This window comes from Hanstruepera sp. CR43, assembly GCF_055227665.1.
On record NZ_CP200078.1, the window covers coordinates 401,025 to 426,402 of the forward strand.

The following is a 25,378-nucleotide window of genomic DNA, read 5'->3' on the forward strand; positions in this document are numbered from 1 at the left end:
TTCGCTAATAATTAATCATTATCTGCGTCTGGGACTTTTAGACACAATTTTCTTAATTACTGTACCTCTGTTAGTGGTTATTCTAACAAAGTAGAATTGATTGTCTGTTTTAGACATATCTATGGTACTAATAGCTTCAACACCTTTCTGATAAGTCACATTATCGATTCTTTGAATCAATGTTCCTTTTATATCAAATACTTCAAGGGTTACATCAGTATCATAATTAATCTCATAAGCTATATTAACTTCTTGATCAAATGGTACTGGGTACGCTCTAAATGAGTTGATAATTGATGTGATATTCATTGTACCACCATCACCTTCACAATTAAAACGTCCTGTATATGTACTTACATGTCCATTGTCATCTGAACAAACTTCTTCTTCAGATGAACTACACATACACACTATCTCACAAGTCACAGCATGAGCAATAATGTAAATACCTTGAGAGTTATCGCCCATAGTATTGCTAATTGCAACCGTATAATCTTGAACATATCCAGAGATTGATGGATTGAATGGGTATTGTCCAGGAGCAACCGTATAAGCAGCTCCACGTCCGCGACCTCTTGGATATGGTTCACAACCTACATAAACGTGAGCTTCACTCATAACATAGCCTTCAACCATACTATAAGTCACTAATACTTCAGAAGCTGTATATTTAACGTAAACTGTTCCGACTAAATTACCTCTGTTAGTATCACAATGTGCTGCACCAGCCCATAAATCCATGGTATAGTCACCGTAATTAGACATATAGTTTGTCCAACCCCAGCGACTGAATTCTGGAATAAAGCACTGATCACCTTTTTCTGCTTTCGCAAAAGCTGTTTCACAGTTACCTATAACATCAAACTCTCTTGTAATTGAACAGGTTTCTGTTCCTAGATTACCACATTCGTCATAAACCTCAAAGTCGTAGTAGCCAATTTCAGAACAGCCATCTGGAGAAGTTTCTATTCTTGTCGGACCATCTAATGTTAGTGTACCGCCTTCAGAACAGTTATCAGACCACGTTGCCGTTAATGATGGGAATTCATCATTACACAAGGATGGTAAATCTTCCGGACATAAAATTACTGGATCTTCCGTATCAACGGTCCAAGTGTATGTAATACTGACTTCTTCAGCAGGATTACCACAGGCATCCGAATAATTCGCTGTCCATGTCTGACTATATGAACAGCCTTCGTTCATTGGACCATCAGTACTTGCCTCAAGTTCCATTTCGCTATCCAAACAGTTATCATCAACCTTGAACATTGGTGGGACTACTTCAGGATTACATCCTAAATCACCACTAGCGGCATTAGTTGTAATAACTGGAGCCTCGGTATCAACTGTCCAAGTGTAAGTAACGCTGACTTCTTGAGCAGCATTGCCACAAGCATCCGAATAATTAGCAGTCCATGTTTGACTGTATGAACAACCTTGATTCATTGGACCTTCGGTACTTGATTGAAGTTCCATTTCACTATCCAGACAGTTATCATCAACCTTGAATAATGGTGGTACAACTTCAGGATTACATCCTAAATCACCACTCGTTGCATTTGTTGTGATAACAGGTAATGTGGTATCCACAGTCCAAGTGTATGTTTGTGTACAACTGTTCTGGTTGCCACAGTTGTCCTCTACCCAATAGGTATGCGTCACGCTCCAGCCACAGCCTTCAGCATCCGCTGTTGGTGTTCCTGGGGTTACACCTGAATCGGCCACACCACAGTTATCTGTGAAATCAGCCTGACCTGGTGCATATTCGCCTGGCTCTGGATTACAGCCCAAGTCGCCACCTGATGGACAGGTGATGCTTGGTGCTTCGTTATCCACGGTCCAAGTGTATGTTTGTGTACAACTGTTCTGGTTGCCACAGTTGTCCTCTACCCAATAGGTATGCGTCACGCTCCAGCCACAGCCTTCAGCATCCGCTGTTGGTGTTCCTGGGTTCACACCTGAATCGGCCACACCACAGTTATCTGTGAAATCAGCCTGACCAGGTGCATACTCGCCTGGCTCTGGGTTACAGCCCAAATCGCCACCTGATGGACAGGTGATGCTTGGTGCTTCGTTATCCACAGTCCAAGTGTATGTTTGTGTACAACTGTTCTGGTTGCCACAGTTGTCCTCTACCCAATAGGTATGCGTCACACTCCAGCCACAGCCTTCAGCATCCGCTGTTGGTGTTCCTGGGGTTACACCTGAATCGGCCACACCACAGTTATCTGTGAAATCAGCCTGACCTGGTGCATATTCGCCTGGCTCTGGATTACAGCCCAAGTCGCCACCTGATGGACAGGTGATGCTTGGTGCTTCGTTATCCACGGTCCAAGTGTATGTTTGTGTACAACTGTTCTGGTTGCCACAGTTGTCCTCTACCCAATAGGTATGCGTCACGCTCCAGCCACAGCCTTCAGCATCCGCTGTTGGTGTTCCTGGGTTCACACCTGAATCGGCCACACCACAGTTATCTGTGAAATCAGCCTGACCTGGTGCATATTCGCCTGGCTCTGGATTACAGCCCAAATCGCCACCTGATGGACAGGTGATGCTTGGTGCTTCGTTATCCACGGTCCAAGTGTATGTTTGTGTACAACTGTTCTGGTTGCCACAGTTGTCCTCTACCCAATAGGTATGCGTCACGCTCCAGCCACAGCCTTCAGCATCCGCTGTTGGTGTTCCTGGGTTCACACCTGAATCGGCCACACCACAGTTATCTGTGAAATCAGCCTGACCTGGTGCATATTCGCCTGGCTCTGGGTTACAGCCCAAGTCGCCACCTGATGGACAGGTGATGCTTGGTGCTTCGTTATCCACGGTCCAAGTGTATGTTTGTGTACAACTGTTCTGGTTGCCACAGTTGTCCTCTACCCAATAGGTATGCGTCACGCTCCAGCCACAGCCTTCAGCATCCGCTGTTGGTGTTCCTGGGTTCACACCTGAATCGGCCACACCACAGTTATCTGTGAAATCAGCCTGACCTGGTGCATATTCGCCTGGCTCTGGGTTACAGCCCAAGTCGCCACCTGATGGACAGGTGATGCTTGGTGCTTCGTTATCCACGGTCCAAGTGTATGTTTGTGTACAACTGTTCTGGTTGCCACAGTTGTCCTCTACCCAATAGGTATGCGTCACACTCCAGCCACAGCCTTCAGCATCCGCTGTTGGTGTTCCTGGGTTCACACCTGAATCGGCCACACCACAGTTATCTGTGAAATCAGCCTGACCTGGTGCATATTCGCCTGGCTCTGGGTTACAGCCCAAATCGCCACCTGATGGACAGGTGATGCTTGGTGCTTCGTTATCCACGGTCCAAGTGTATGTTTGTGTACAACTGTTCTGGTTGCCACAGTTGTCCTCTACCCAATAGGTATGCGTCACGCTCCAGCCACAGCCTTCAGCATCCGCTGTTGGTGTTCCTGGGGTTACACCTGAATCGGCCACACCACAGTTATCTGTGAAATCAGCCTGGCCTGGTGCATATTCGCCTGGCTCTGGATTACAGCCCAAATCGCCACCTGATGGACAGGTGATGCTTGGTGCTTCGTTATCCACGGTCCAAGTGTATGTTTGTGTACAACTGTTCTGGTTGCCACAGTTGTCCTCTACCCAATAGGTATGCGTCACGCTCCAGCCACAGCCTTCAGCATCCGCTGTTGGTGTTCCTGGGTTCACACCTGAATCGGCCACACCACAGTTATCTGTGAAATCAGCCTGACCTGGTGCATATTCGCCTGGCTCTGGGTTACAGCCCAAATCGCCACCTGATGGACAGGTGATGCTTGGTGCTTCGTTATCCACGGTCCAAGTGTATGTTTGTGTACAACTGTTCTGGTTGCCACAGTTGTCCTCTACCCAATAGGTATGCGTCACACTCCAGCCACAGCCTTCAGCATCCGCTGTTGGTGTTCCTGGGGTTACACCTGAATCGGCCACACCACAGTTATCTGTGAAATCAGCCTGGCCTGGTGCATATTCGCCTGGCTCTGGATTACAGCCCAAGTCGCCACCTGATGGACAGGTGATGCTTGGTGCTTCGTTATCCACGGTCCAAGTGTATGTTTGTGTACAACTGTTCTGGTTGCCACAGTTGTCCTCTACCCAATAGGTATGCGTCACACTCCAGCCACAGCCTTCAGCATCCGCTGTTGGTGTTCCTGGGTTCACACCTGAATCGGCCACACCACAGTTATCTGTGAAATCAGCCTGACCTAGTGCATATTCGCCTGGCTCTGGGTTACAGCCCAAGTCGCCGCCTGATGGACAGGTGATGCTTGGTGCTTCGTTATCCACGGTCCAAGTATATGTTTGTGTACAACTGTTCTGGTTGCCACAGTTGTCCTCTACCCAATAGGTATGCGTCACGCTCCAGCCACAGCCTTCAGCATCCGCTGTTGGTGTTCCTGGGGTTACACCTGAATCGGCCACACCACAGTTATCTGTGAAATCAGCTTGACCTGGTGCATATTCGCCTGGCTCTGGGTTACAGCCCAAATCGCCACCTGATGGACAGGTGATTGTTGGGTCCTCTGAATCAGCAGCCACAGTAAATGTCGTTTCACAGAACTCATCTTGTTCACAATCATCAGTAACTGTGTATCTTATTTTAGCTACGCCACCACCACAAATACTTGGAGCGGCAAAATTTTCTAAAGTTACTTCCTCGTCATCTATATAATAGGTAAACGATTCAACAACAGTTCCACCGCCACCTTCATAAGTAAAGCCTGCTGCATCACTCCAATCACTAAATCTAGTATCTATGTCATCCGTACAACTTACTGAATCTGTATCAGGACAACTTGGAATTAAAGTTTCAGCGGTATTAATACTATTAACAGTAAACTCTTCACTTTCTGCCGTACAACCAGGTTCACCAGCAATCATAACTGTTGCAAACACTTTATAAACCCCAGGTTCAGTGGCGGCGTAAGTATTAGAGTTTGGATCGGTACCTGGAATTAATACATCATCCTTGTACCATTCGTAAGTATATGTTCCCGGTGGTGCTGGAGTAGCTGTTAGAATAACTTCAGTCATGAAACAATCTAAATCGCCACCGGCTAAAGAAACTGTATATTCTGGCGTATCTCCTAAATCAAAAGGACCTGCCATATCTTTTAATTCAGCCGTAAAAGAATCTGAAGAACGTGTTTTAACAATCACACTTCCAAGAGGAGATTGGCAATCACCTGTTGTAGACCTGGTATCTAATCCTAAAAGGGTTGCGTTAATACCAAATTCTGCAAGCGTAGGGGAAACATACTGATTAGTAAAACTGCCATTAGGCGCTATGGTACCCCATGACGGAGCCGCCACGTTTGCAGAAGTATTTACTTGCGCAAAAATCGCTGCTTCTCCAGTTATATCAGATCTCAAAGAAATTCTGGCATACCCAAATGGTATATTATTATCATTATTACAATTATAAAATTCAAAATTACCATTCTCATCACCAAAATTAAATGGTCTGAATGGTAAGTTATTGAAAGCTGCGTAACCACCTGGAAAATCACTACTATCAATCCATGCATATAATCTGACATCAGCTACGGATCCACCATTAGTATAGTTAGCTGATAATATTATATCTCCATGAGTAATGACTGCACCACTCACTGGATCAAAATCATAAGATGTGTGTCCACAATCTGTTCCTCCTGTTACTAAAGTTCCATTATTGTTATTATCAGCTGGCACTTCATCTTCATCAGGAATATAGATTACTTTTTCTCTGAAATATTCAAAATCAATATAGCTTGTACCATTATCGCTTCGGGTTGAAGCTGCAGCAAATGCCCATTGATCATCATTATTTGGAAAGACAGCATCAGAGTCTCTACGCAGATGTGCATAAATATCTATGATATCATTTTTTTGAGGCACATCCCCTTCTTTAATGGTCCAAGTTGTTGGATCATCAAAATTTTTGTCGTCACTGGCACCAAAGACATTAGCATCCATATTGCCTCCTTGTGTATTCTGATCCCGAATATATACGGCATCAATCCATGTATCACCATTGACCACAGTATACACTGGAACCGACATTCTAAACTCTTTGGCAACATTTGCCCCAGAGGCCAATTCCGCAATATCGGCGGCATTGGTTTCGTCAATAACACCCAAACCGGATGCACCTTGTAGCCAATCGTCTGTTCCCACGCCAGAATCTGGACTAAATGAAAACAGTCCTGAATAGATATCGGCATCTACACCAAAGTTGACGTGTAGTGACGATCCTAACGGAACTGATTGCGCTTGTACTTGAATGCTTGAATTTAGAATGAAGCCTAAAAACAAACACCAACATAATAGCATTTTTAAAGGATTTTGTCTAAGAACAAATCCTTGATTGAAGTAATTTTGTAATTCATCATAACTTACATATTTGTTAAACCCTCGTTTTGCATAAACAAGTAAGTTATGTGTAAAAGAACTGGTAGAAATGGCGCGAACTGATATGACCACATTGTTACCATGTGCTCATTCAATTTTTGCTATAACCAATATATTGCTATTAATAAATTTCTTGAGGAGTACTACAAATTAATACAATTAATACTAATTGACAAAATTTTTTTATTTATAAATGACTAAAAAACAAGAAGTTAAAACCAATAATGCATTGTAAACCCTTTTAAACACTGTTATTTCAGAATTCCCAATGAAACTGTATAAATTTTATTAAAAATTCAATATTGTAGATGTAATCCTACAAGATGACTGATTTTTATTAACAAAAAAAAAGGTCATAACATGATTATGACCTTTTAAACTAAAAAATTCAAAAATTACTTTTTTACGAACTTAAAGGTTTTAATGGTATTATTGATTTCTATTCTAATCAAGTATCCTCCAGGAGTCAAGTTGGAAACATTCAGTTTATTGTTTAAAATGTCATCACCCTTTTTCATAATAACCTGTTTTCCCAAGATATTAAAAACTTGAATAGTGGATATTGGTTGATTGGTTTTAAAATTCAGTTCATTAACAACCGGATTCGGGAACATTGAAAAACCTTCAAATTGATTATCAGTTATTGAAAGCGTATTAGAATATTGAACTCTAAAATCATCCATCAAAAGGTAGTCTTGATTACTACAATTATAATGTCTAAAAATGAGTTTTACCGATTTATTGGCATAACTATCAGGAATGGCTACCTCCACATCTGTGGCAGTTGCAGGACCTCCTTGTGTTAAAGTTTCCTCAAACAATAAATTATCATAAGGACTTCCTACTCCAACTTCTTGAATATAAATGGCATATGATTCAGAATAGCTTGTAGCACTTGAAGATGCTACTTTCACTATTAGCTTAATATCCCCTGCATTATTGGGAATAAAAAATGCTGGGGTCAATAAAGCATTATCAGGCGTCATAGAGCTTGAAGGCGATCCATAAAAACGTCCCGATTGAAAACCAAATGTTTCACCACCTGAATAGTAGAACCAATTAGAGCCATCTCCGTCATTATCTTCTCCGGACCAACCTGTTAAATCCTCACAATCTGAAGACCATATAGTCGTTTGGGCTGACATGGTTCCAAAAGCCAAAAAAGACATTGCTATTAAAAAGAGTAAATTTCGTTTCATAATCTTTGCTATTAAATTGATGGTCTAAAAGTATAGAAAGTGATACTTTTATCTTTGAAACGACATTTTTTTTCGATAAAATGCAAGTATTTTGTAAGAATAATACTTTTTTTGTAGTCCAAATCTTATTTTGTCATATTGAATATGAGCAATTTATTGGAGAGTCATTTTTTGCAAATATATAATTATGCAATCAGATTCTTAACAATATCCTTAACAGGTAAAATTTCATGAGTATGTTCAATACTTGGTCCAGCAACCCAAACCGTTTTATAAGTAGCTTTTAGGGCTGCTTTCTCGAGTTGCTTTCATTCCGATGTAAAAACGGAGCATTTTAACCCATTTCTTAAGTTTTCGATTTTTATTCAAGGTTCTTTCAAGCCATGGCGATTTCAGTTCCGATCTTTTGAACATAAGGTGTATTGATAACCGTACAGGATGTACCTGATATACGTTCGGTTACAACAATATCATCAGATCCATAATCTACACAGGCTTGTTTATAATCATTGGTCACATTAGCTTCTTTTGATGCAATAAACGGACTTCCAACCGAAACACCTTCAGCTCCATATTCAAGCATTTTATCCACATCAGCCCTACATCCTACACCACCAGCAGAAATGACTGGAATGGATACATGCTCTTTTAATGTTGTAATGATTTCTTGTGGAGACAGATTACCTCGATGTCCACCTGCTTCATTATTTACAGCGATAACAGCATCGGCGCCAAGTCTTTCTACTTTTTGCGCAAAATGTAAATCGGTTACATCACAAAATACTTTAATACCAACGGCATGGGCCTCTCTGATGGTTTCTTCAGGACTACCAAGGGATGTTATGATAAAATCACATCCTTCTTCGCATAGCACGCGCAATTGCTCTTTATATTTAACATTAGATTTATTAACAATTAAATTAAATCCAAAAGACCCACCTTCTACTTTAGCTGTTTTTAGTTCCTTTATGGCTGCACGTAATTCAGACAACGTTCTATAATTTAATGCAGGAATACAACCCGCTATCCCAGACTTCATGGCTTCAGTAACCATATCTGTATTGGACACCAAAAACATTGGGGCTTGTATAATGGGATGGGTGATGTTAAGTAGTTCTGTCAATTTTGTTTGCATCGCAGATTATGTTTCTGACAAATATAAGGTAATTTACTATGCGTGCATAGTTTTAGTTTTAAATAAAAAAACGCAACCATTTCTGATTGCGCTTTCAAACTAATCGTATTTATTAACTATACTCTGATTGTCAAATTATTTCACTTCTTCAAAGTCTATCTTTCGACTCCGCTCAAAACAGGCTACTTGACTTCTTCGAAAGTCTACGTCTTCGACATCGCTACTTTCATTTGATGAACCAGCATCCCCTTGAGGTTGCTCCGCTCCTGCTCCACCTTGTTGGGCTTCAGCTTGAGCCTTGTACATGTCTTCACTCGCTACTTTCCAAGCTTCGTTTATTTTTTCTAAAGCTGGATCAATGACCGCGATATCTTTAGTTTCGTATGCTTTCTTCAATTCTTCAAGTGCTTCTTCAATTGGTTTCTTTTTATCATCAGATAACTTGTCGCCAAATTCGCTTAATTGCTTTTCCGTTTGGAAAATCATAGCGTCAGCACTATTTAATTTATCAGCCGTTTCTTTTGCTTTAGCATCTGCATCTGCATTGGCTTCAGCTTCTTGCTTCATCTTTTGGATTTCTTCTTCTGTTAATCCTGAAGATGCTTCAATTCTGATATCTTGAGATTTACCAGTGGCCTTATCGGTTGCTGATACTTTAATGATACCGTTGGCATCAATATCAAACGTTACTTCAATTTGTGGTACACCTCTTTGTGCTGGTGGAATGCCATCTAAATGGAAACGACCAATTGTTTTATTGTCCGCTGCCATAGGACGCTCACCTTGTAGTACATGAATTTCTACGGAAGGCTGATTGTCTTGCAGCTGTTGAGAATACTTGACTCTTTTTAGTTGGAATGGTTGTATTCGCTTCAATTAACTTGGTCATCACGTTACCCATAGTTTCGATACCAAGAGATAATGGTGTTACATCTAATAAAAGAACGTCTTTTACATCACCTGTTAATACACCACCTTGGATTCCAGCTCCTAATGACACAACCTCGTCTGGGTTTACACCTTTGCTTGGTTTTTTACCAAAGAATTTCTCTACAGCCTCCTGTACAGCAGGAATACGTGTAGAACCACCAACTAAAATAACTTCGTCAATATCACTCTTACTTAAACCGGCTGCTTTTAATGCAGATTCACAAGGCTCAATTGTACGTTTTACTAAATCATCTATTAACTGCTCAAATTTAGAACGTGTTAATGTACGTACCAAGTGCTTTGGTCCACTGGCTGTAGCAGTTACGTAAGGCAAGTTAATTTCTGTTTGAGCAGACGATGATAATTCAATTTTTGCTTTTTCAGCTGCTTCCTTAAGACGTTGTAAAGCCATTGGGTCCTTACGTAAGTCCATACCTTCTTCAGCGTTAAACTCTTCTGCTAACCAATTGATGATTTTTTCATCAACATCGTCACCACCTAAATGGGTATCACCATCAGTTGATAATACTTCAAAAACGCCATCTCCTAATTCTAGGATAGAGACGTCATGTGTACCACCACCAAAGTCAAAAACCACAATTTTTTGGTCTGTTCCTTTTTTATCCAATCCATAAGCCAAAGCTGCTGCAGTAGGCTCATTGATAATACGTTCAACTTTTAAACCTGCAATTTCTCCAGCTTCTTTAGTTGCTTGACGCTGCGAATCGTTAAAATAAGCTGGTACTGTAATGACAGCACGGCTCACATCTTGTCCTAAATAATCTTCAGCTGTTTTCTTCATTTTTTGAAGAATCATAGCCGACAATTCTTGTGGTGTATATAAACGACCATCAATATCAACTCGTGGTGTATCGTTGTCACCTTTAACTACTTTATAAGGTACACGTTCTGCTTCTTTTTTAGATTCAGAATATTTATTTCCCATAAAACGCTTAATAGAATAAACGGTTTTAGTTGGGTTAGTTACCGCTTGGCGCTTTGCAGGGTCACCAACTTTAATCTCACCACCTTCTACGAAAGCGATTACAGATGGTGTTGTACGCTTACCTTCTGCGTTAGGAATTACAACTGGCTCATTACCTTCCATTACAGAAACACAAGAGTTCGTTGTACCTAAATCGATTCCAATAATTTTACTCATAATTTGTTTTTATTTGTTTTTATAATTTCCGAATTTTCGAAAACGTTGTGTTCAATTTTATTCGGTTTGTATAAGTCAATCATTATGCCAACATATTTTATACTGACAAGCTGTCAGAGAAAGAGAATCTCACTACTGCTCTTCGAAAAACATAAGATCACAACATAAAATTTAATTCAAACTTTCTGTATTTAAAAAAATCATAATATATTGATAGGACTTAAAGACATATGAAAAATACTCTTCTCATTATTGCTTTTGCCTTATGTTGTTCGTACCTATCATCAGCGCAAACAAAACAAGACTCAATTCCAAGAAAAAAGTTGAATTCAGCGTTATGCCCTTTTTAAGCTATAACCGAAATTTGGAATTTATGTTTGGTGCCATCCCTATGATTATGTATAAAACCAATCAAAAGGATATCGTTTCTCCAAAATCAATTTCTGGTATTTCGGCTGTGTACACTACCAACAAATCGTATTTTGTAGCGTTCTTCAACAAATGGTATTTTAAAGAAGATTCTTGGCGTGCCAAATTATTTGGGGTAACCGGTGATAATAATTCTCAATTTTATATTGACGATTATTATTCGCCAGGATTTTATGATTACGGTACCAAAATCACTGTTATTAGTGTAGGAGTACAACGTAAAATCATTAATCATTTATATGGCGGTTTGACTTATACCTATGCCCATTATGACACCGTTTACGAAAACAATATACAGCCCGAAGATATTACAGAAACGAACGGCATAGAATTTAATGTGCTATATGACACCCGAAACGCTGTATATTATCCGACCAAAGGCATTAATTCTATTATTAAATTCATATCATTCCCCACTTGGTTTGGGAACGATGCAAAAGCTCAAAAAATAACTGCCGAATACAATACATATTTCCCAATGAAAACAGGTCGGGATGTTCTCGCTGCTCGCTTTTCGGGTACTTTTGGTCTTGGGGATATTGCTTTTCAGCAACAAGAAACTATTGGAAATAAAGATATTCGTGGCTATAGCGAAGGTAAGTACCGCGGTAATGGTGTTTTAGCTTTACAAGGTGAATACCGTTATAATTTTAATAATAAAATGGGCCTAGTTGGTTTTGCTGGACTAGCAACCCTTTATGGGTCTTACACTGAAGATTTTGACTGGAAGGCCTATCCTGGAATTGGTGTGGGCTATCGTTATAGCGCTTTTAAGAAAGTGAAGTTTAATATAGGATTAGATGGCGCTATTGGTAAAGATGATTGGAGTATTAATTTCAGAATTGGTGAAGCTTTCTAATAATTATTATTATTTTTAAGATCGAATCAAAAACGAATCTATTATGAAAAAAATATTGTTTGTTCTAATAACATTTTTAAGTGTTACAATCATCTCTTGTGAAGGGCCACAAGGACCTCCAGGTCAAGATGGCGGTACTATAATTGCTCCAGCTTTCGAAATTGAAATAGATTTTAATTCGGCTAACAATTATGAATATATAGAACCCTATGGGTTTACGTTATATCCTGCCGATGGTGTCCTCGTTTACATTTTATGGGATGTCATAAACGGTCAAGAAATCTGGCGTTTGTTACCACAAACGGTAGAATTTGACGAAGGATCCTTAGTTTACAATTATGATTTTACACGTGAAGACGTTCGTTTCTTTCTTGATGGAACTGTAAATTTTAATTTATTGGATCCCGTTTGGACTCAAAATCAAGTCTTCAGAGTCATTGTTGTGCCTGCTGAAGATGTTGGGAAACAACTCTATACCGATTTGGATGCTGTCATGAATGCCTATAATATTAAGGAGTTTACAAAACATTAATTAGTAACCTTACCTTTTTATGCTTCGCTTAAGAACTAAATGTATATTTGTGACTTAATATAACAAATCGCTTTTATGGAGTCCATTTCGGTTTTTGACATGCTAAAAATTGGTGTTGGGCCATCAAGTTCCCATACTTTAGGTCCTTGGCGAGCGGCTGAACGCTGGATTAAGGAACTTAAGGACAAAAATAGGTTTGACAAAGTTGAAAGTATTAAAGTTGATCTCTACGGTTCCCTGTCATTAACTGGAAAGGGACATGCCACAGATTTGGCAGTAATGCTCGGTTTGAGTGGTGCCGATCCCGAACTCATCCCCACAGAAACCATTGATGTGGTTATCAACGCCATTTCCAACTCTGGCAATATCATCTTTAATAATGAAAAAACCTTAAAGTTCGATCCAGAAACGGATATTGTATTTAACAAGAAGTTCTTGCCTTTTCATTCAAACGGCATGACATTTACAGCGACTATAAATGGCAGAGGCTATAAGTCTACCTACTATTCCATTGGGGGAGGCTTCGTGGTTCAGGAGGAACGCAAAATATCCAAAGCCAACAAAATTATTTTTTACTGTACATTCCCATATCCCGTTGAAAACGGTGAGCAATTATTGAATTTTTGCAATCAATTGCAATTACCTATTTCAGGGGTTGTATTGGAAAATGAAAAATCCATAAGGTCAGAAGATACCATTGATTTTGAATTACAGCGTATTTGGAATACTATGTTGGAATGTATGTATTTAGGCTGCCACACTGAAGGCAGTTTACCTGGAGGTTTAAATGTCAGACGACGGGCCTTTGACATACATAACAATTTAATTGGTGATAATCCATACGATGATCCCATTGAGTGGATTCAATCCATTAGAAACACAGAAGTTAAATTCCGACAAATCATCAAATGGGTCAGTTGTTTTGCTTTGGCCGTCAATGAAGTCAATGCCTCTTTAGGTCGCGTAGTCACAGCTCCTACCAATGGTAGTGCTGGCGTTATTCCTGCTGTTTTAATGTATTATTTGGTTATCGAAAACCATGATGGCAATTTCGATGATATTAAGCGCTTTTTGTTAGTAGCTGGCGAAATAGGCAGTATCTTTAAAAAGGGAGCAACCATTTCGGCAGCCATGGGAGGTTGCCAAGCAGAAATTGGTGTGTCATCCGCTATGGCTGCCGCTGCACTTTGTGAACTACAAGGTGGTACGCCTGAACAGGTATTAATCGCAGCAGAAATTGCTATGGAACATCATTTGGGTATGACCTGTGATCCGATTGGCGGTCTTGTACAAATTCCTTGTATTGAACGCAATGCTATGGGAGCTATTAAGGCCATCAATGCTTCCGAATTGGCATTGGATACAGACCCAAATAATGTCAAAGTTCCACTTGATAAAGTAGTACAGACTATGTGGGAAACCGCCAAGGACATGAATTCCAAATACAAGGAAACTTCAGAAGGTGGTTTGGCAGTAGGGGTTAATCTATCCGATTGCTAAAGAAACTACAAACTGTAAATATACCCTAACGAAAACAGGACACTGCCGACTCGGCTTTTTCCAAATTTTTCATCCTTTTGTAGAGGGATAAAACCATAGGTACCACGAACTTCAAACATAAAAGCTGACTTAACCGAAATATTTCTTGAAACACCAATACCCAAAGATCCTCCAAAATTGATATCGTTCAAGCTGTCCTTAACATCCGTTTCTGCATCAAATGATGATTCCGGAAATAACAAGAAATCTCTATCATCTTTAAAATAAATTGGACTGCTTCCACTGGTTATTTGAGTGGCTTTGAATAAAAACCCAATATAGGGACCAGCATTGGCGAAAAAATCCCATTGATTTTTCTCAATAGTCATTTTGAATAATATAGGAATTTCGAAATATTGGAGTTCATTACGATTCTTGAAATCAGCAGAAAAAAATGTATCCTCTTGCAATTCAATTCCAGAACCAGGGGGAATTTGCCCTTCTATTGCTGATTGTGGTATAGGTTGAAAGCCTGTGCGTTCACCACCCTTTTTAGCATGGTTAAACTCCAATTGCAGTGAATACTTCTTGCTGATACTATAATTAACAAATACGCCTCCCTCAAATGATGCAAACGATTTAAAATTTTCAGTGTAAATATTATCAGAATTGTCACTTAAGGAGGGCAAACTCAACCCACCTTTAATTCCAATTTTAACACGGTTAGGTGAATCATTTACAATCGAATTTTCTGCTTCCTGTGCAAACAACACAGAACACAAAAAGAATGACAAGCAAGCAAGCGTAATTTTTTGCATCAAAAAAGATAGTTAGTTAGTTCAACCAAATATCAACTTATTTTGGTCATAAAACAAATTAAAATATCAATCTTGACAACCTTGCCTTCTTCGGGTGTCAATGAGATAAACAATTTTCCAGGTACCATTGTCATGAAACAATTGAAACGAGTTTACACCACAATGACTGAAATCACCATTAAACCAAAATTCATAAGGTGTCCAAACATTGGCCATATTACCATCCACCTGAACGGAATAACCCAATATTTTTTCTTCCCATTTTTGATCAGCTGGACGTGTTGCCACTGCTGTGATTAGTTTACCAGGCTCATCTGTAACTAAAACATCCTTACCTTCCTGGGTTTTGTATACAGTTTGCATTAAAACCTTGTCCATCATAACGGATTTCATAAGTGTGGTATCGCCTTTGTGAAAACCTTCAAAAAAAGTCTTTATGGTCTGTTCTGCATCCTGTTCGGCAGACTCTTGCGCCAACATAGTAGTGGATAATAGTACGGTTAAATAGAATATAAATCGTTGCATAATTAGTTTCGTTTTAACTAATGTACTACATCAATGGTATATTGATAATCGTTTAAAGAAAAGTTTAACACTAAATATCTATTTAGTATTTTTACAAACTAGAAATTCTAAAACATCATTATGTCTGTTGCTAAAGAGGAATACAAAAGAATAACGGTCAAAACGTTGGTTGATATGAAATCAAAAGGTGAGAAAATTTCCATGCTCACTGCTTACGATTACACCATGGCTAAAATTGTTGACGGTGCAGGTGTTGATGTTATTCTAGTTGGTGATTCAGCCAGTAATGTTATGGCTGGCCATGAAACAACTTTACCCATTACATTAGATCAAATGATTTATCATGCGTCATCTGTAATCAGAGCCATAAATCGAGCTTTAGTGGTGGTTGATTTACCATTCGGTAGTTACCAAAGTGACCCTAAAGAAGCCCTTCGATCTGCTATCAGAATAATGAAAGAATCGGGTGGTCATGCCGTTAAACTGGAAGGTGGTAAAGAAATTAAAGAATCCATAAAACGAATTTTAAACGCCGGAATACCTGTTATGGGACATTTGGGATTGACACCGCAATCTATCTATAAATTTGGAACCTATACGGTAAGAGCTAAAGAAGAAGAAGAAGCTAAAAAATTAAAGGAAGATGCCTTAATGCTAGAAAAAGCAGGTTGTTTTGCGATTGTTTTGGAAAAAATACCAGCAAAACTGGCGCAAGAAGTAGCTGAAAGCGTGAGTATTCCTGTTATTGGTATTGGTGCTGGTAATGGCGTCGATGGACAGGTATTGGTTTTACATGATATGATTGGTATGACCCATGAATTTAATCCTCGATTTCTCCGCAGATACATGAATCTTTATGAAGAAATGACCAAAGCCATTTCGCAATATGTTGATGATGTAAAATCACTGGACTTCCCGAGTGACAAAGAACAGTACTAGTGTCAAAAACTCTGTCAAATAAGGACAATCTTCAAGTTTTATATGAGGATAATCATATTATTATTGTCAATAAACGAGCTGGCGATATTGTTCAAGGAGATAAAACAGGAGACAAACCTTTAAGTGATGTCGTTAAAGATTATTTAAAAGACAAATACAACAAACCTGGAAATGTTTATTTGGGTGTTGTACATCGATTGGATAAACCTACAACTGGGAATCGTCTTATTTTCAAAAACCAGTAAAGCATTACCGCGACTCAACAAGCTTTTTGCTGATAAAAAAGCTAACAAAACTTATTGGGCATTGGTGAAAAATGTACCTAACAAAACAGCAGAAACGTTAGTACATTGGTTAAAAAAGAATCCAAAAAATAACAAATCCACAGCCTACATTAAAGAAACTGAAGGTTCCAAAAAAGCTATTCTCCACTATTCTATTCTGAAAGCATTAGACAATTATGTCCTATTGGAAATTACCTTGGAGACAGGCCGTCACCATCAAATTCGAAGTCAACTGGCTAGTATTGGCTGCCCTATAAAAGGGGATTTAAAATATGGATTTGACAGAAGCAACAAAGATGGCAGTATTAGTTTACACGCCCGAAAACTAGAGTTTACGCATCCAGTATCTAATGAAGTTATTTCTGTTGTGGCTTCATTACCTGATGATCCAACGTGGAATGCCTGTTTATAATTCGATGGTTTGAGCTAGTCGGTACGGATAACTAATTACCATTTTGGTTCCTTCACCTGCTTTAGAATAAAGTTTGAAGTCGGCTTTTATCAAATCAGCTCTATTTTTCATGTTGATTAAGCCTGCTCCATGCTCCACTGTTTTAGCATCAAAGCCCTTTCCATTGTCTTCAGCTTCTACAATAAGTTTGTCATCAAAATATTGAATGGAAACCTTAAAGTTTTCAGCTGAAGCATATTTAATGGTATTTGATAAAAATTCCTGAAATATTCTAAATAAAATGATGCTGTCCTTTTGATTTTGAAACGACTCTGGGTTACCTGAAACAGTTAATTCAGCCTTTAAAATTTGTAATCTGTTCAATCGATCAATCTCATTTTGAATTGATGCTTGAAAACCCTTTTTGGCAATAACGTCTGTATTCAAGGATTTGGATAAGGCCCTTACTTCCTGTAAACTATTCTTGACCACGTCTTTGGTTTCCGTAAACTGGTCCTTAATGATTTCATCTACGGAAGTGGCCATAATACTTAACTGCATATTGGCAACAGACAGCAACTGACCAATATTATCATGTAATTCTTGACCAATGTTTTTAAGAGTTTGCTCCTGAATTTCAATTTGAGTATTGGAAATTTCTTCTTCAAAGGCTTGTTGTTGTTTTATTTTATCTGAAATGAGTTTGTTTTTTCGCTTTTGAAAAACCACAAAAAATATGATGATTAAAGTACATAACACTAATAAAACACCAACCATATACATCAACAGGTTACGCTCGGCTGAAGTAGATATAAAAGGTTGTTCCTGTGCTATTTTTAAAAATAAACTAATCATAATCGGGATTGGAAACTATTAGACCTACTGTATATGCTATATACATAAATGAAATGCCTATTAAATTAATACTATTTCTTAAATTAATATAGTTCTTATCCCTTAAACTGTAATAATCTTCGAAAAACACTAATGGGGTTTGAATTAGCCATAAAATTAAGATGGCGCAGCTGATATAAAATCCTAGCGATCTGTAAAAGTATAAGATTTTATCGCTTTGCAATACTTCCAAAAAATAATAAAAAACACATTGCAGAATAACAATTAAACTTGAGAGCCTCACTAGTGGAATTGAGGTTTTAAAAAAATCAGGAAACGTGTAAATTATTTCAGAAACAGAAATAAATAAAAAAATGACTAAAGAATATTTCAACCAACTTTTTGATTTTTTACTTTTTAAAATTTTCTGAAAATACCACCCAAAAAAAACAGTACCACCTATCTTCCAAAAAATGGTGAACCACCAGTAATTTTTTTCAAATAAAGTTCCTTCCAAAAAGCTCAAAAAGCCATCATCTCTAACATAATGAGAATATTTCCCAATGATTACGTAGATTACAATATATATTAGGAAATAAATGAAATATTCAGCAGCTGTTCCTTGGTATTTCTTAAACAAAACAATACCTGTTACAGCTGCTAAAATTTCTAGAATCAAAAAAATTGATGTACTATGATCTATTAAAAAATCAAACAATATGCTCTAAATTATTGTGGATAATTAGCCGATGGTGGATTGCCGTCTGTTCCTCCATTCAAACCATCACCTCCAGGAATATCGCCACTCCCAGCTCGCTTAAAATTAAAGAAAGAGCTATTTCCTTCGGACAAGGACTCACTACCTGTTGGAACCATGAACATAGTCGTATAACCTGGCGTTTTACCATCTGGATGCGCGCCCAAATAAATGCGGATACCATCCATATCATAACCTAAAGCTGTCGCTTGGCTATCAGCATAACGTAAATAGTCATTCATATCCACTAGTGAATACCAAGATGAGCGATTATCTAAATTAGGACCTCCAAATATGGAATCACTCACTAGATTATAACGAACATTATAAGCTGAACTCAAGACTTTAGCCTGATTGGAAGTTATGACACCTGATGGTTTTACAATTGGCGCTACTGCCATTTCTGTGGTTCCAGCACAGCCGGGACATAAATAGTAGGTTGCCAGAGCACCTATTAAGGCACCAACAACAAGTAATGATAGTTTTTTCATGTTTATTTCTGTTTGGTTATTATTATTCTTAAAGTTAACAAAAAAATTAGCCCAACCAACCTTCTCTGTCTAAACTTCTATACTGAATAGCCTCGCTGATGTGGTTGCCATTAATATTCTCTGACTGTTCCAAATCAGCAATAGTACGAGCGACTTTTAAAATCCGATCGTAAGCTCTAGCCGATAGATTTAATCGTTCCATAGCCGTTTTTAATAGCTGCATTGAAGCTTCGTCTAACTGACAGTGTTTACGAATTTGTTTGGTATTCATTTGGGCATTATAATGTACTTTATCAGAATCCTCAAATCGTTTGGTTTGTATTTCTCGGGCAGCCGTTACGCGCTTTCTAATGTCTACCGATGATTCTGATTTGCGGTCATCCGATAATTTTTCAAAGGGAACAGGTGTTACTTCAATATGTATATCAATTCTATCCAATAGAGGTCCTGAAATCTTACTCAAATAACGCTGCATTTCAGCTGGTGAAGACGTTACTGGGGCATCTGGATCATTAAAATACCCTCCAGGACTCGGATTCATGCTGGCAACCAACATAAATGACGATGGATAAGTGACGGTAAATTTTGCTCGAGAAATCGTAACTTCCCGATCTTCCAATGGTTGGCGCATGACTTCCAACACTTCCCTTTTAAATTCGGGCAATTCATCCAAAAACAAAACGCCATTATGTGATAAGGATATTTCGCCTGGTTGTGGATAACTACCACCACCAACCAAGGCCACGTTTGAAATCGTATGATGTGGACTTCTAAAGGGTCTTTGAGACATCAATCCGGTATTTTCTTTAACACGACCTACTACGGAGTGAATTTTAGTGGTTTCCAGCGCTTCACTCAATGTCATGGGAGGCAGAATACTCGGTAATCGTTTAGCTAACATAGTTTTACCTGCTCCTGGCGGACCAATTAAAATGATGTTATGGCCTCCTGCCGCTGCAATTTCCATACAACGCTTAATACCCTCCTGACCTTTGACGTCGCTAAAATCAAATTCTGGAAAATTGAGCTGTTTTTCAAACTCTTCACGTGTATTGACTATGGTTTGTTCTAATGGTTCTCCTTTATCAAAATAATCAATGACCTGTTTGATATTATCAACTCCAAAAACTTCTAAATTATTAACTATAGCCGCTTCTTTAGCATTTTGCTTTGGCAATATAAAACCTTTAAAACCTTCTTCACGGGCCTTAATAGCTATGGGCAATGCACCTTTAATGGGTTGTAAAGTACCATCCAAGGATAACTCACCCATAATCAGGAAATCTTCTAGATTATCGGCTTTAATTTGATCCGAAGCAGTCAAAATACCAATGGCCAAGGTTAGATCATATGCACTACCCTCCTTACGTAAATCGGCAGGTGACATATTAATGATAATCTTTTTCCCTGGAATTTTATAACCGTTATTTTGAAGTGCCGCAGCTATTCTGAAATTACTTTCCTTAATGGCATTATCTGGTAGCCCAACCAAGTGATATCCAATGCCTTTGTCAACATTTACCTCAACAACAACCGTTGAGGCTTCAACTCCAAACACCGCACTGGCAAAAACTTTTTTAAGCATAGACCATTAGTTTAGAATAAATGTAAGAAAATTTTTCAATTATAAATCCTGAACAAACTCTAAAGCTCGCTTTTCATTATAATAATGCTTGCCATACAAATGAAAACCCACGTGACCTCCATGTTTTGGCATTTCTAAAAACAAATCAGGATTTTGCTTGGCTTCTTTAACTGGGTAACATTCCGGTGACAAAAAGGAATCGTTCAGGGCATTGATAATTAAGGTTGGTGTATGGATATTATGTAGAAACTGCAGACTACTACATTGCGCATAATAATCTAAAGCGTCTGTAAAACCGTGTGCTTTGGACGTGTAGACATCATCAAAATCCTTGAGCGTTTTTATCGAATTTATTGCTTCAACAGATAACACATCAGTATGCTTTTTTTGTTTTTTGCGAAGTCTGCTAACAAGATATTTTTTAAAATTTTCATGATAAGCCACATTCTTGAACTTATGTAACTCTTTACACGAACCATGTAAGTCACAAGGAACCGAAACTGCGATGGCCGCTTTTATTTCTTTTGGGATAGTATCACGCTCTCCTAGGTATTTTAACAACATATTACCGCCCAGGCTGAATCCGTTTAAGATGATTTCGGGATAGGATTTGGTTTCTAAAATATGATTTATAATAGCTACTAAATCTTCCGTGGCACCCGAATGATAAGAACGATATTTTAAATTATCCTCACCACTACAGCCTCTAAAATTAACACTAACCGCATCATAACCATTATTGTTGAATAACCTTGCTACACCAGTCATATAAGGTCTTTGAGCATGACCTTCCAAACCGTGCAGCACAATAATCAGTTTTTTGGAATTGGAACTAGCATGACTCCAATCTAAATCCAAAAAATCGCCATCAGGAAGTGTTATGCGTTCTCTGCTTTGTTCCACTCCATGAACCCGACGAACCAAACCCGAATAAATGGTTGACACATGACCATTTTTAAAAAACAAAGGTGCTTTGTATGATGATTCTACTATGGGCATATTTGCTTAAACAATATTCTTAATTTTGATGAATATCTTAAAGCCTATTTTTTGATAAGTTTTTTGGTTGTGACACTTTTATTTGAAGAAATTTGAATCATATAAATACCTTTAGATAAATTACTCAAATCAATTTCTTGAGTTAATTTTGATGATTTAAATATTACTTGTTTTAATAACCTACCATTAATATCTATTAAAATTATAGAATCAATTGGATTGACACTTTTGATAGTTAACGATTCATTTACAGGGTTTGGATATACCATAATATTATTTGAAATAAATTCGCTTAAACTCAATGATTCAATAACTTCTGTTGAAGCCGTATTGGTAACAATTGCAGGATTAAAATCAAAATAAATATCAGCCGAGGCATTAAAAATATCACCGACTTCAACATCTTGTTTAGGTTTTATCTTAAAAGCTATAAAACCATGTGAATTAGGTTCATCATTAGTACTATCTGGTAAGTTTATATTATCAAAAATAAAACCAATATTACGCCCATCATTTATTACTGTTCCTACTAAATGACTAACACTTTCTAACTGCATAGTCTGCCAATCAAGCTTGTCGTCCAATTCATGTTCTATACGCACATTAATAGCACTTGCAGTTCCTGTATTTTGAAAACGAATTAAATAATGCAAATACTTATCTATATCTTCAATAAATATTTGGTCACCCTCTAAACAGGTTATATCATTAGGGTCATAAGAGCCAATAACTGTTTGTTCCAACTCAAATGTATTATCATTTTCCGTTTCATCATCGGAAACTGGATTAATAGTTGCCGTAGCAATTAAAATATCATCTATTTCAGTAATTGGAGGAGGTAATACATTAAATTCCAAATCTATAGTTCGTGTTTCAAATGGGATTAAATCTTCAAAATCAAAAGATAAAGAACTTGATGTTTCAGAACTTACTGTTTCACTCGCAGACACAAAGTCAAGTTTTGTATCATCAAAATCAAAGACAATTGTCCCGCTTAACATTGTTGACCCAGAATTGTTGAATACTATTTGGTAATTTGTATTAAAACCTGGTCTTAATTCTCTAATTGGATATATAGTTATTTTAAGATCATTATAAGCACCAACTGCTTCTACGCAAAAATTCAAATTTTCTATATTACCAGAACCAACGAAATTAGAGCTATATGATACTGGATTAACGGTAAAATATTCTGAAAACTCACTCGACACAGAAGTAGTAAACTCCCCTTCATTCACAAAAAGTTGATAACCTAGATTATTTGAAGAAAAAGTTGAGAATGATTGAACTCCATTGTCCGCAATAATTTGAATATTGTTTAAGGACTGATCTTCATTGTTGCAACCATCAGTATTAAGGTCTAATTGGATATCACCATTAAACTCATTACCTAAAACGCCTAGGTTTTCATTCAATGTTAATTTTCGAAATCTTCCCGAAATAACATCAACATCTCCATCTCCATCAAAATCAGCAGCGTTTACAAATTGATTGGTGTTACTTTCATCAATTACTAACCGAGTATTATTGAAATTACCTTGGCCATCTACATTTTCAAACCACCCCGTAAAATTGACCGTATTATTAAAACCACTTGCAATAAGATCTAAATCCCCATCGTTATCCACATCAGCAATATCGAAAGATTCTTCTCCTAAAGAAGTGATAAAATCTACTTCTGGTCCAAAATTACCTTGCCCATCTAGATTTTCTAACCAAGAAATTGAATCTTCAATCTGAAACCCGCCAGTGGTGTTTGTTGAGAATATTATATCTACATCACCATCATTATCAAAATCTAAAACAGAAATATCAGTTATCAACTCCAAATCTGATGCGAGAATTTGCATATCCCCAAAATTCGCTTGACCATCTAAATTTTCAAGCCAAAATAACTCGTAATTTCTACCGACAACAATATCTATATCGCCATCACCATCAACATCAGCTGGAGCACAAATTTCAGAGAAAATAGCATCCAACACTTGTGCGTCACTAAAATCACCTTGGCCATCCATATTTTCATACCAAGCAACTGTACCATTTGCCCAAGAAGCCGAAACAACATCTAAATCACCATCTCCGTCAAGATCGGCGGCTTTTACATTTTTAGTGGTACTATAAACATCTTCAATTGTTTGCCCACTGTCAAAATTACCTTGTCCATCTAAATTCTTATACCATCTAATAAAACCATTTGTACTGGTTAAAGATAGAACATCTAAATCACCATCCCCATCAAGATCTACTGCTTCCGAATAAAGAGATGAAATACCATTATTATTTGTAGTTACAACTACATTTTTCTTAAATCCAAAATCACCTTCGCCATTTAAATTCTCATACCACGATAAATCTGAACCCGAACAAAGAATATCTAAATCACCATCTCCATCTATATCTGTTGCCGTACCGTAAGCCGCACTGCCTACATAGCTAAAAGTTATTGGATTAAAATCCCAATACTCTTCTTGGTTGTTGCGAAACCAACCAACCCTGTCACCGTTATTGGATACAAAAAAAATATCAATATCAGCATCGCTATCAGCATCGGCAATAACCATTTCTGTTGCGAAACTATTTGTTGAAGTAAGAGCTAGAAAATTATCAAAGTTACCTTGTCCATCCAAATTCCTATACCAACCTACTTGTAAATTCTTAGTAATAACTATGTCGGTAAGGCCATCTTCATCAATATCAGTTAAATAGACCTCCCTGAAGTTGTAACCAGTACCAACATTTACAATCTGACTACTTTCATAATCACCCTGTCCATCTAAATTTTGTAATAAGTATATAGCATTTGATTTTGAAGCAATTATATCTAAATCACCATCATTGTCAAAATCAAGTACTTGCCAATCATAAAAACCAAAATCAGGTATTAAATGCTCATTAAAATCTCCAAGACCATCAGTATTTTCATACCAAGAAATTTGAGAACTAGTAGATGAAGACGCCGTTATAAAATCTAAATCCCCATCACTATCCAAATCAGCTGAAATAATTGGTCTCGATATTGTTACAACAGAAGTAATGGTAGAAGGCTCTCCAAAATTACCTAAACCATCGACATTCTCATACCACATAAGAGAGTTTAATTCCTTACATAAAATATCCAAATCGCCATCACCATCAACGTCAGAAACCTCAATATACTGTACTTCTGAAACTGTTACAGAAATAACTTCTTGAGCACCAAAATCTCCTTGACCATTGGTATTTCTAAATAATCCTATTATATTTTCGTTTGGTATGATATATAATAAATCCATATCTCCATCACCATCAATATCTGCAGTAAGTAGGTCAGAAACACTCCCTATAGATTGATAATCTGCAATAACTTGTTGCCATCCAAAAACTCCTTGTCCGTGATTATTTTTATACCAAGCTATCTTTTCTTCAGAACGAGAACTTGCAACAACATCTAAATCTCCATCACCATCAATATCCGATACAGCGATGGAATTTGGAGCATCAATACCAAAATCATTATCTGCTATTTGCTTTTGAAAAAAACCTATTTGCCCAAACAAATTGAACATAAAAAATAATGAGAAACAAAAAAATAATATTCTCTTCATTTATTGACTTTTTAAAATTCTCTTAAATATAAGAAACC

General features: G+C 37.7%; 14 protein-coding genes and 3 pseudogenes. 5 read left to right on the plus strand and 12 right to left on the minus strand.

Translation table 11 applies throughout. The features are described 5' to 3' along the window. Positions 1-18: 18 nt before the first annotated feature. The 4 genes and pseudogenes from ACKXGU_RS01820 to dnaK all read right to left on the minus strand — a co-directional run bounded on the left by ACKXGU_RS01820 (position 19) and on the right by dnaK (position 10,831). Positions 19-6,327: a T9SS type A sorting domain-containing protein gene (locus ACKXGU_RS01820; RefSeq protein WP_463466382.1), complete on the minus strand. Its 6,309-nt coding sequence runs from the start codon at positions 6,325-6,327 to the stop codon at positions 19-21. A 473-nt stretch (positions 6,328-6,800) separates the two neighbouring features. Beyond that, on the minus strand, positions 6,801-7,604 hold the full coding sequence (locus ACKXGU_RS01825) for a T9SS type A sorting domain-containing protein (RefSeq protein WP_463466383.1): 804 nt from the start codon (positions 7,602-7,604) through the stop codon (positions 6,801-6,803). A 185-nt stretch (positions 7,605-7,789) separates the two neighbouring features. Then, positions 7,790-8,739, minus strand: a pseudogene (locus ACKXGU_RS01830) (NAD(P)H-dependent flavin oxidoreductase). Between the two features lie 135 nt (positions 8,740-8,874). Continuing rightward, positions 8,875-10,831: pseudogene (gene dnaK, locus ACKXGU_RS01835) on the minus strand (molecular chaperone DnaK). Between the two features lie 337 nt (positions 10,832-11,168). On the opposite strand from dnaK, the gene ACKXGU_RS01840 reads away from it, so the two are divergent. From ACKXGU_RS01840 to ACKXGU_RS01850, 3 genes are all read left to right on the plus strand, one after another. Continuing rightward, positions 11,169-12,119, plus strand: coding sequence for a BamA/TamA family outer membrane protein (locus tag ACKXGU_RS01840; protein ID WP_463466384.1), 951 nt, complete (start codon positions 11,169-11,171; stop codon positions 12,117-12,119). Positions 12,120-12,162: 43 nt separating this feature from the next. Then, entirely contained in the window at positions 12,163-12,651 is a 489-nt protein-coding gene (locus ACKXGU_RS01845; protein ID WP_463466385.1) for a hypothetical protein, read from the plus strand. A 75-nt stretch (positions 12,652-12,726) separates the two neighbouring features. Continuing rightward, entirely contained in the window at positions 12,727-14,151 is a 1,425-nt protein-coding gene (locus ACKXGU_RS01850; RefSeq protein WP_463466386.1) for an L-serine ammonia-lyase, read from the plus strand. 5 nt (positions 14,152-14,156) lie between these two features. Here the strand turns inward: ACKXGU_RS01850 and ACKXGU_RS01855 are convergent, their stop codons facing one another. Together ACKXGU_RS01855 and ACKXGU_RS01860 are read right to left on the minus strand one after the other, a co-directional pair. Continuing rightward, complete coding sequence (locus tag ACKXGU_RS01855; protein ID WP_463466387.1) at positions 14,157-14,948, minus strand: porin family protein; 792 nt, start codon at positions 14,946-14,948, stop codon at positions 14,157-14,159. A 66-nt stretch (positions 14,949-15,014) separates the two neighbouring features. Beyond that, on the minus strand, positions 15,015-15,473 hold the full coding sequence (locus tag ACKXGU_RS01860) for a nuclear transport factor 2 family protein (RefSeq protein WP_463466388.1): 459 nt from the start codon (positions 15,471-15,473) through the stop codon (positions 15,015-15,017). Between the two features lie 120 nt (positions 15,474-15,593). On the opposite strand from ACKXGU_RS01860, the gene panB reads away from it, so the two are divergent. Next, on the plus strand, positions 15,594-16,412 hold the full coding sequence (gene panB, locus ACKXGU_RS01865; protein WP_463466389.1) for a 3-methyl-2-oxobutanoate hydroxymethyltransferase: 819 nt from the start codon (positions 15,594-15,596) through the stop codon (positions 16,410-16,412). After that, positions 16,412-17,108: pseudogene (locus tag ACKXGU_RS01870) on the plus strand (RluA family pseudouridine synthase). The gene panB and the pseudogene ACKXGU_RS01870 overlap by 1 nt, the downstream one beginning before the upstream one ends. On the opposite strand, the gene ACKXGU_RS01875 reads toward ACKXGU_RS01870, so the two are convergent. The 6 genes from ACKXGU_RS01875 to ACKXGU_RS01900 are packed head-to-tail and all read right to left on the minus strand — an operon-like array spanning position 17,103 to position 25,340. Next, on the minus strand, positions 17,103-17,942 hold the full coding sequence (locus ACKXGU_RS01875; protein ID WP_463466390.1) for a sensor histidine kinase: 840 nt from the start codon (positions 17,940-17,942) through the stop codon (positions 17,103-17,105). The pseudogene ACKXGU_RS01870 and the gene ACKXGU_RS01875 overlap by 6 nt on opposite strands. After that, the gene (locus ACKXGU_RS01880) at positions 17,935-18,600 is read right to left on the minus strand and encodes a hypothetical protein (protein ID WP_463466391.1); all 666 of its coding nucleotides are present in this window, start codon (positions 18,598-18,600) and stop codon (positions 17,935-17,937) included. Before ACKXGU_RS01880 ends, ACKXGU_RS01875 begins: the two co-directional genes overlap by 8 nt. Positions 18,601-18,650: 50 nt before the next feature. Continuing rightward, a complete protein-coding gene (locus tag ACKXGU_RS01885) occupies positions 18,651-19,169 on the minus strand; it encodes a hypothetical protein (protein WP_463466392.1) in 519 nt (172 codons plus the stop codon). Between the two features lie 46 nt (positions 19,170-19,215). Then, positions 19,216-20,754, minus strand: a complete 1,539-nt coding sequence (locus tag ACKXGU_RS01890) for a YifB family Mg chelatase-like AAA ATPase (protein ID WP_463466393.1) — start codon at positions 20,752-20,754, stop codon at positions 19,216-19,218. A gap of 39 nt (positions 20,755-20,793) precedes the next feature. Further along, positions 20,794-21,753, minus strand: coding sequence for a YheT family hydrolase (locus ACKXGU_RS01895; RefSeq protein ID WP_463466394.1), 960 nt, complete (start codon positions 21,751-21,753; stop codon positions 20,794-20,796). A gap of 44 nt (positions 21,754-21,797) precedes the next feature. Next, complete coding sequence (locus ACKXGU_RS01900; RefSeq protein WP_463466395.1) at positions 21,798-25,340, minus strand: T9SS type A sorting domain-containing protein; 3,543 nt, start codon at positions 25,338-25,340, stop codon at positions 21,798-21,800. Positions 25,341-25,378: the final 38 nt, after the last annotated feature.

What these genes read in the sequence shown, in the direction of transcription:
- ACKXGU_RS01820 (WP_463466382.1), bottom strand. Translation starts at nt 6,327, where the DNA reads ATGCTATTATGTTGGTGTTTGTTTTTAGGCTTCATTCTAAATTCAAGC.
- ACKXGU_RS01825 (WP_463466383.1), bottom strand. Translation starts at nt 7,604, where the DNA reads ATGAAACGAAATTTACTCTTTTTAATAGCAATGTCTTTTTTGGCTTTT.
- ACKXGU_RS01840 (WP_463466384.1), top strand. Translation starts at nt 11,169, where the DNA reads ATGCCCTTTTTAAGCTATAACCGAAATTTGGAATTTATGTTTGGTGCC.
- ACKXGU_RS01845 (WP_463466385.1), top strand. Translation starts at nt 12,163, where the DNA reads ATGAAAAAAATATTGTTTGTTCTAATAACATTTTTAAGTGTTACAATC.
- ACKXGU_RS01850 (WP_463466386.1), top strand. Translation starts at nt 12,727, where the DNA reads ATGGAGTCCATTTCGGTTTTTGACATGCTAAAAATTGGTGTTGGGCCA.
- ACKXGU_RS01855 (WP_463466387.1), bottom strand. Translation starts at nt 14,948, where the DNA reads ATGCAAAAAATTACGCTTGCTTGCTTGTCATTCTTTTTGTGTTCTGTG.
- ACKXGU_RS01860 (WP_463466388.1), bottom strand. Translation starts at nt 15,473, where the DNA reads ATGCAACGATTTATATTCTATTTAACCGTACTATTATCCACTACTATG.
- panB (WP_463466389.1), top strand. Translation starts at nt 15,594, where the DNA reads ATGTCTGTTGCTAAAGAGGAATACAAAAGAATAACGGTCAAAACGTTG.
- ACKXGU_RS01875 (WP_463466390.1), bottom strand. Translation starts at nt 17,942, where the DNA reads ATGATTAGTTTATTTTTAAAAATAGCACAGGAACAACCTTTTATATCT.
- ACKXGU_RS01885 (WP_463466392.1), bottom strand. Translation starts at nt 19,169, where the DNA reads ATGAAAAAACTATCATTACTTGTTGTTGGTGCCTTAATAGGTGCTCTG.
- ACKXGU_RS01890 (WP_463466393.1), bottom strand. Translation starts at nt 20,754, where the DNA reads ATGCTTAAAAAAGTTTTTGCCAGTGCGGTGTTTGGAGTTGAAGCCTCA.
- ACKXGU_RS01895 (WP_463466394.1), bottom strand. Translation starts at nt 21,753, where the DNA reads ATGCCCATAGTAGAATCATCATACAAAGCACCTTTGTTTTTTAAAAAT.
- ACKXGU_RS01900 (WP_463466395.1), bottom strand. Translation starts at nt 25,340, where the DNA reads ATGAAGAGAATATTATTTTTTTGTTTCTCATTATTTTTTATGTTCAAT.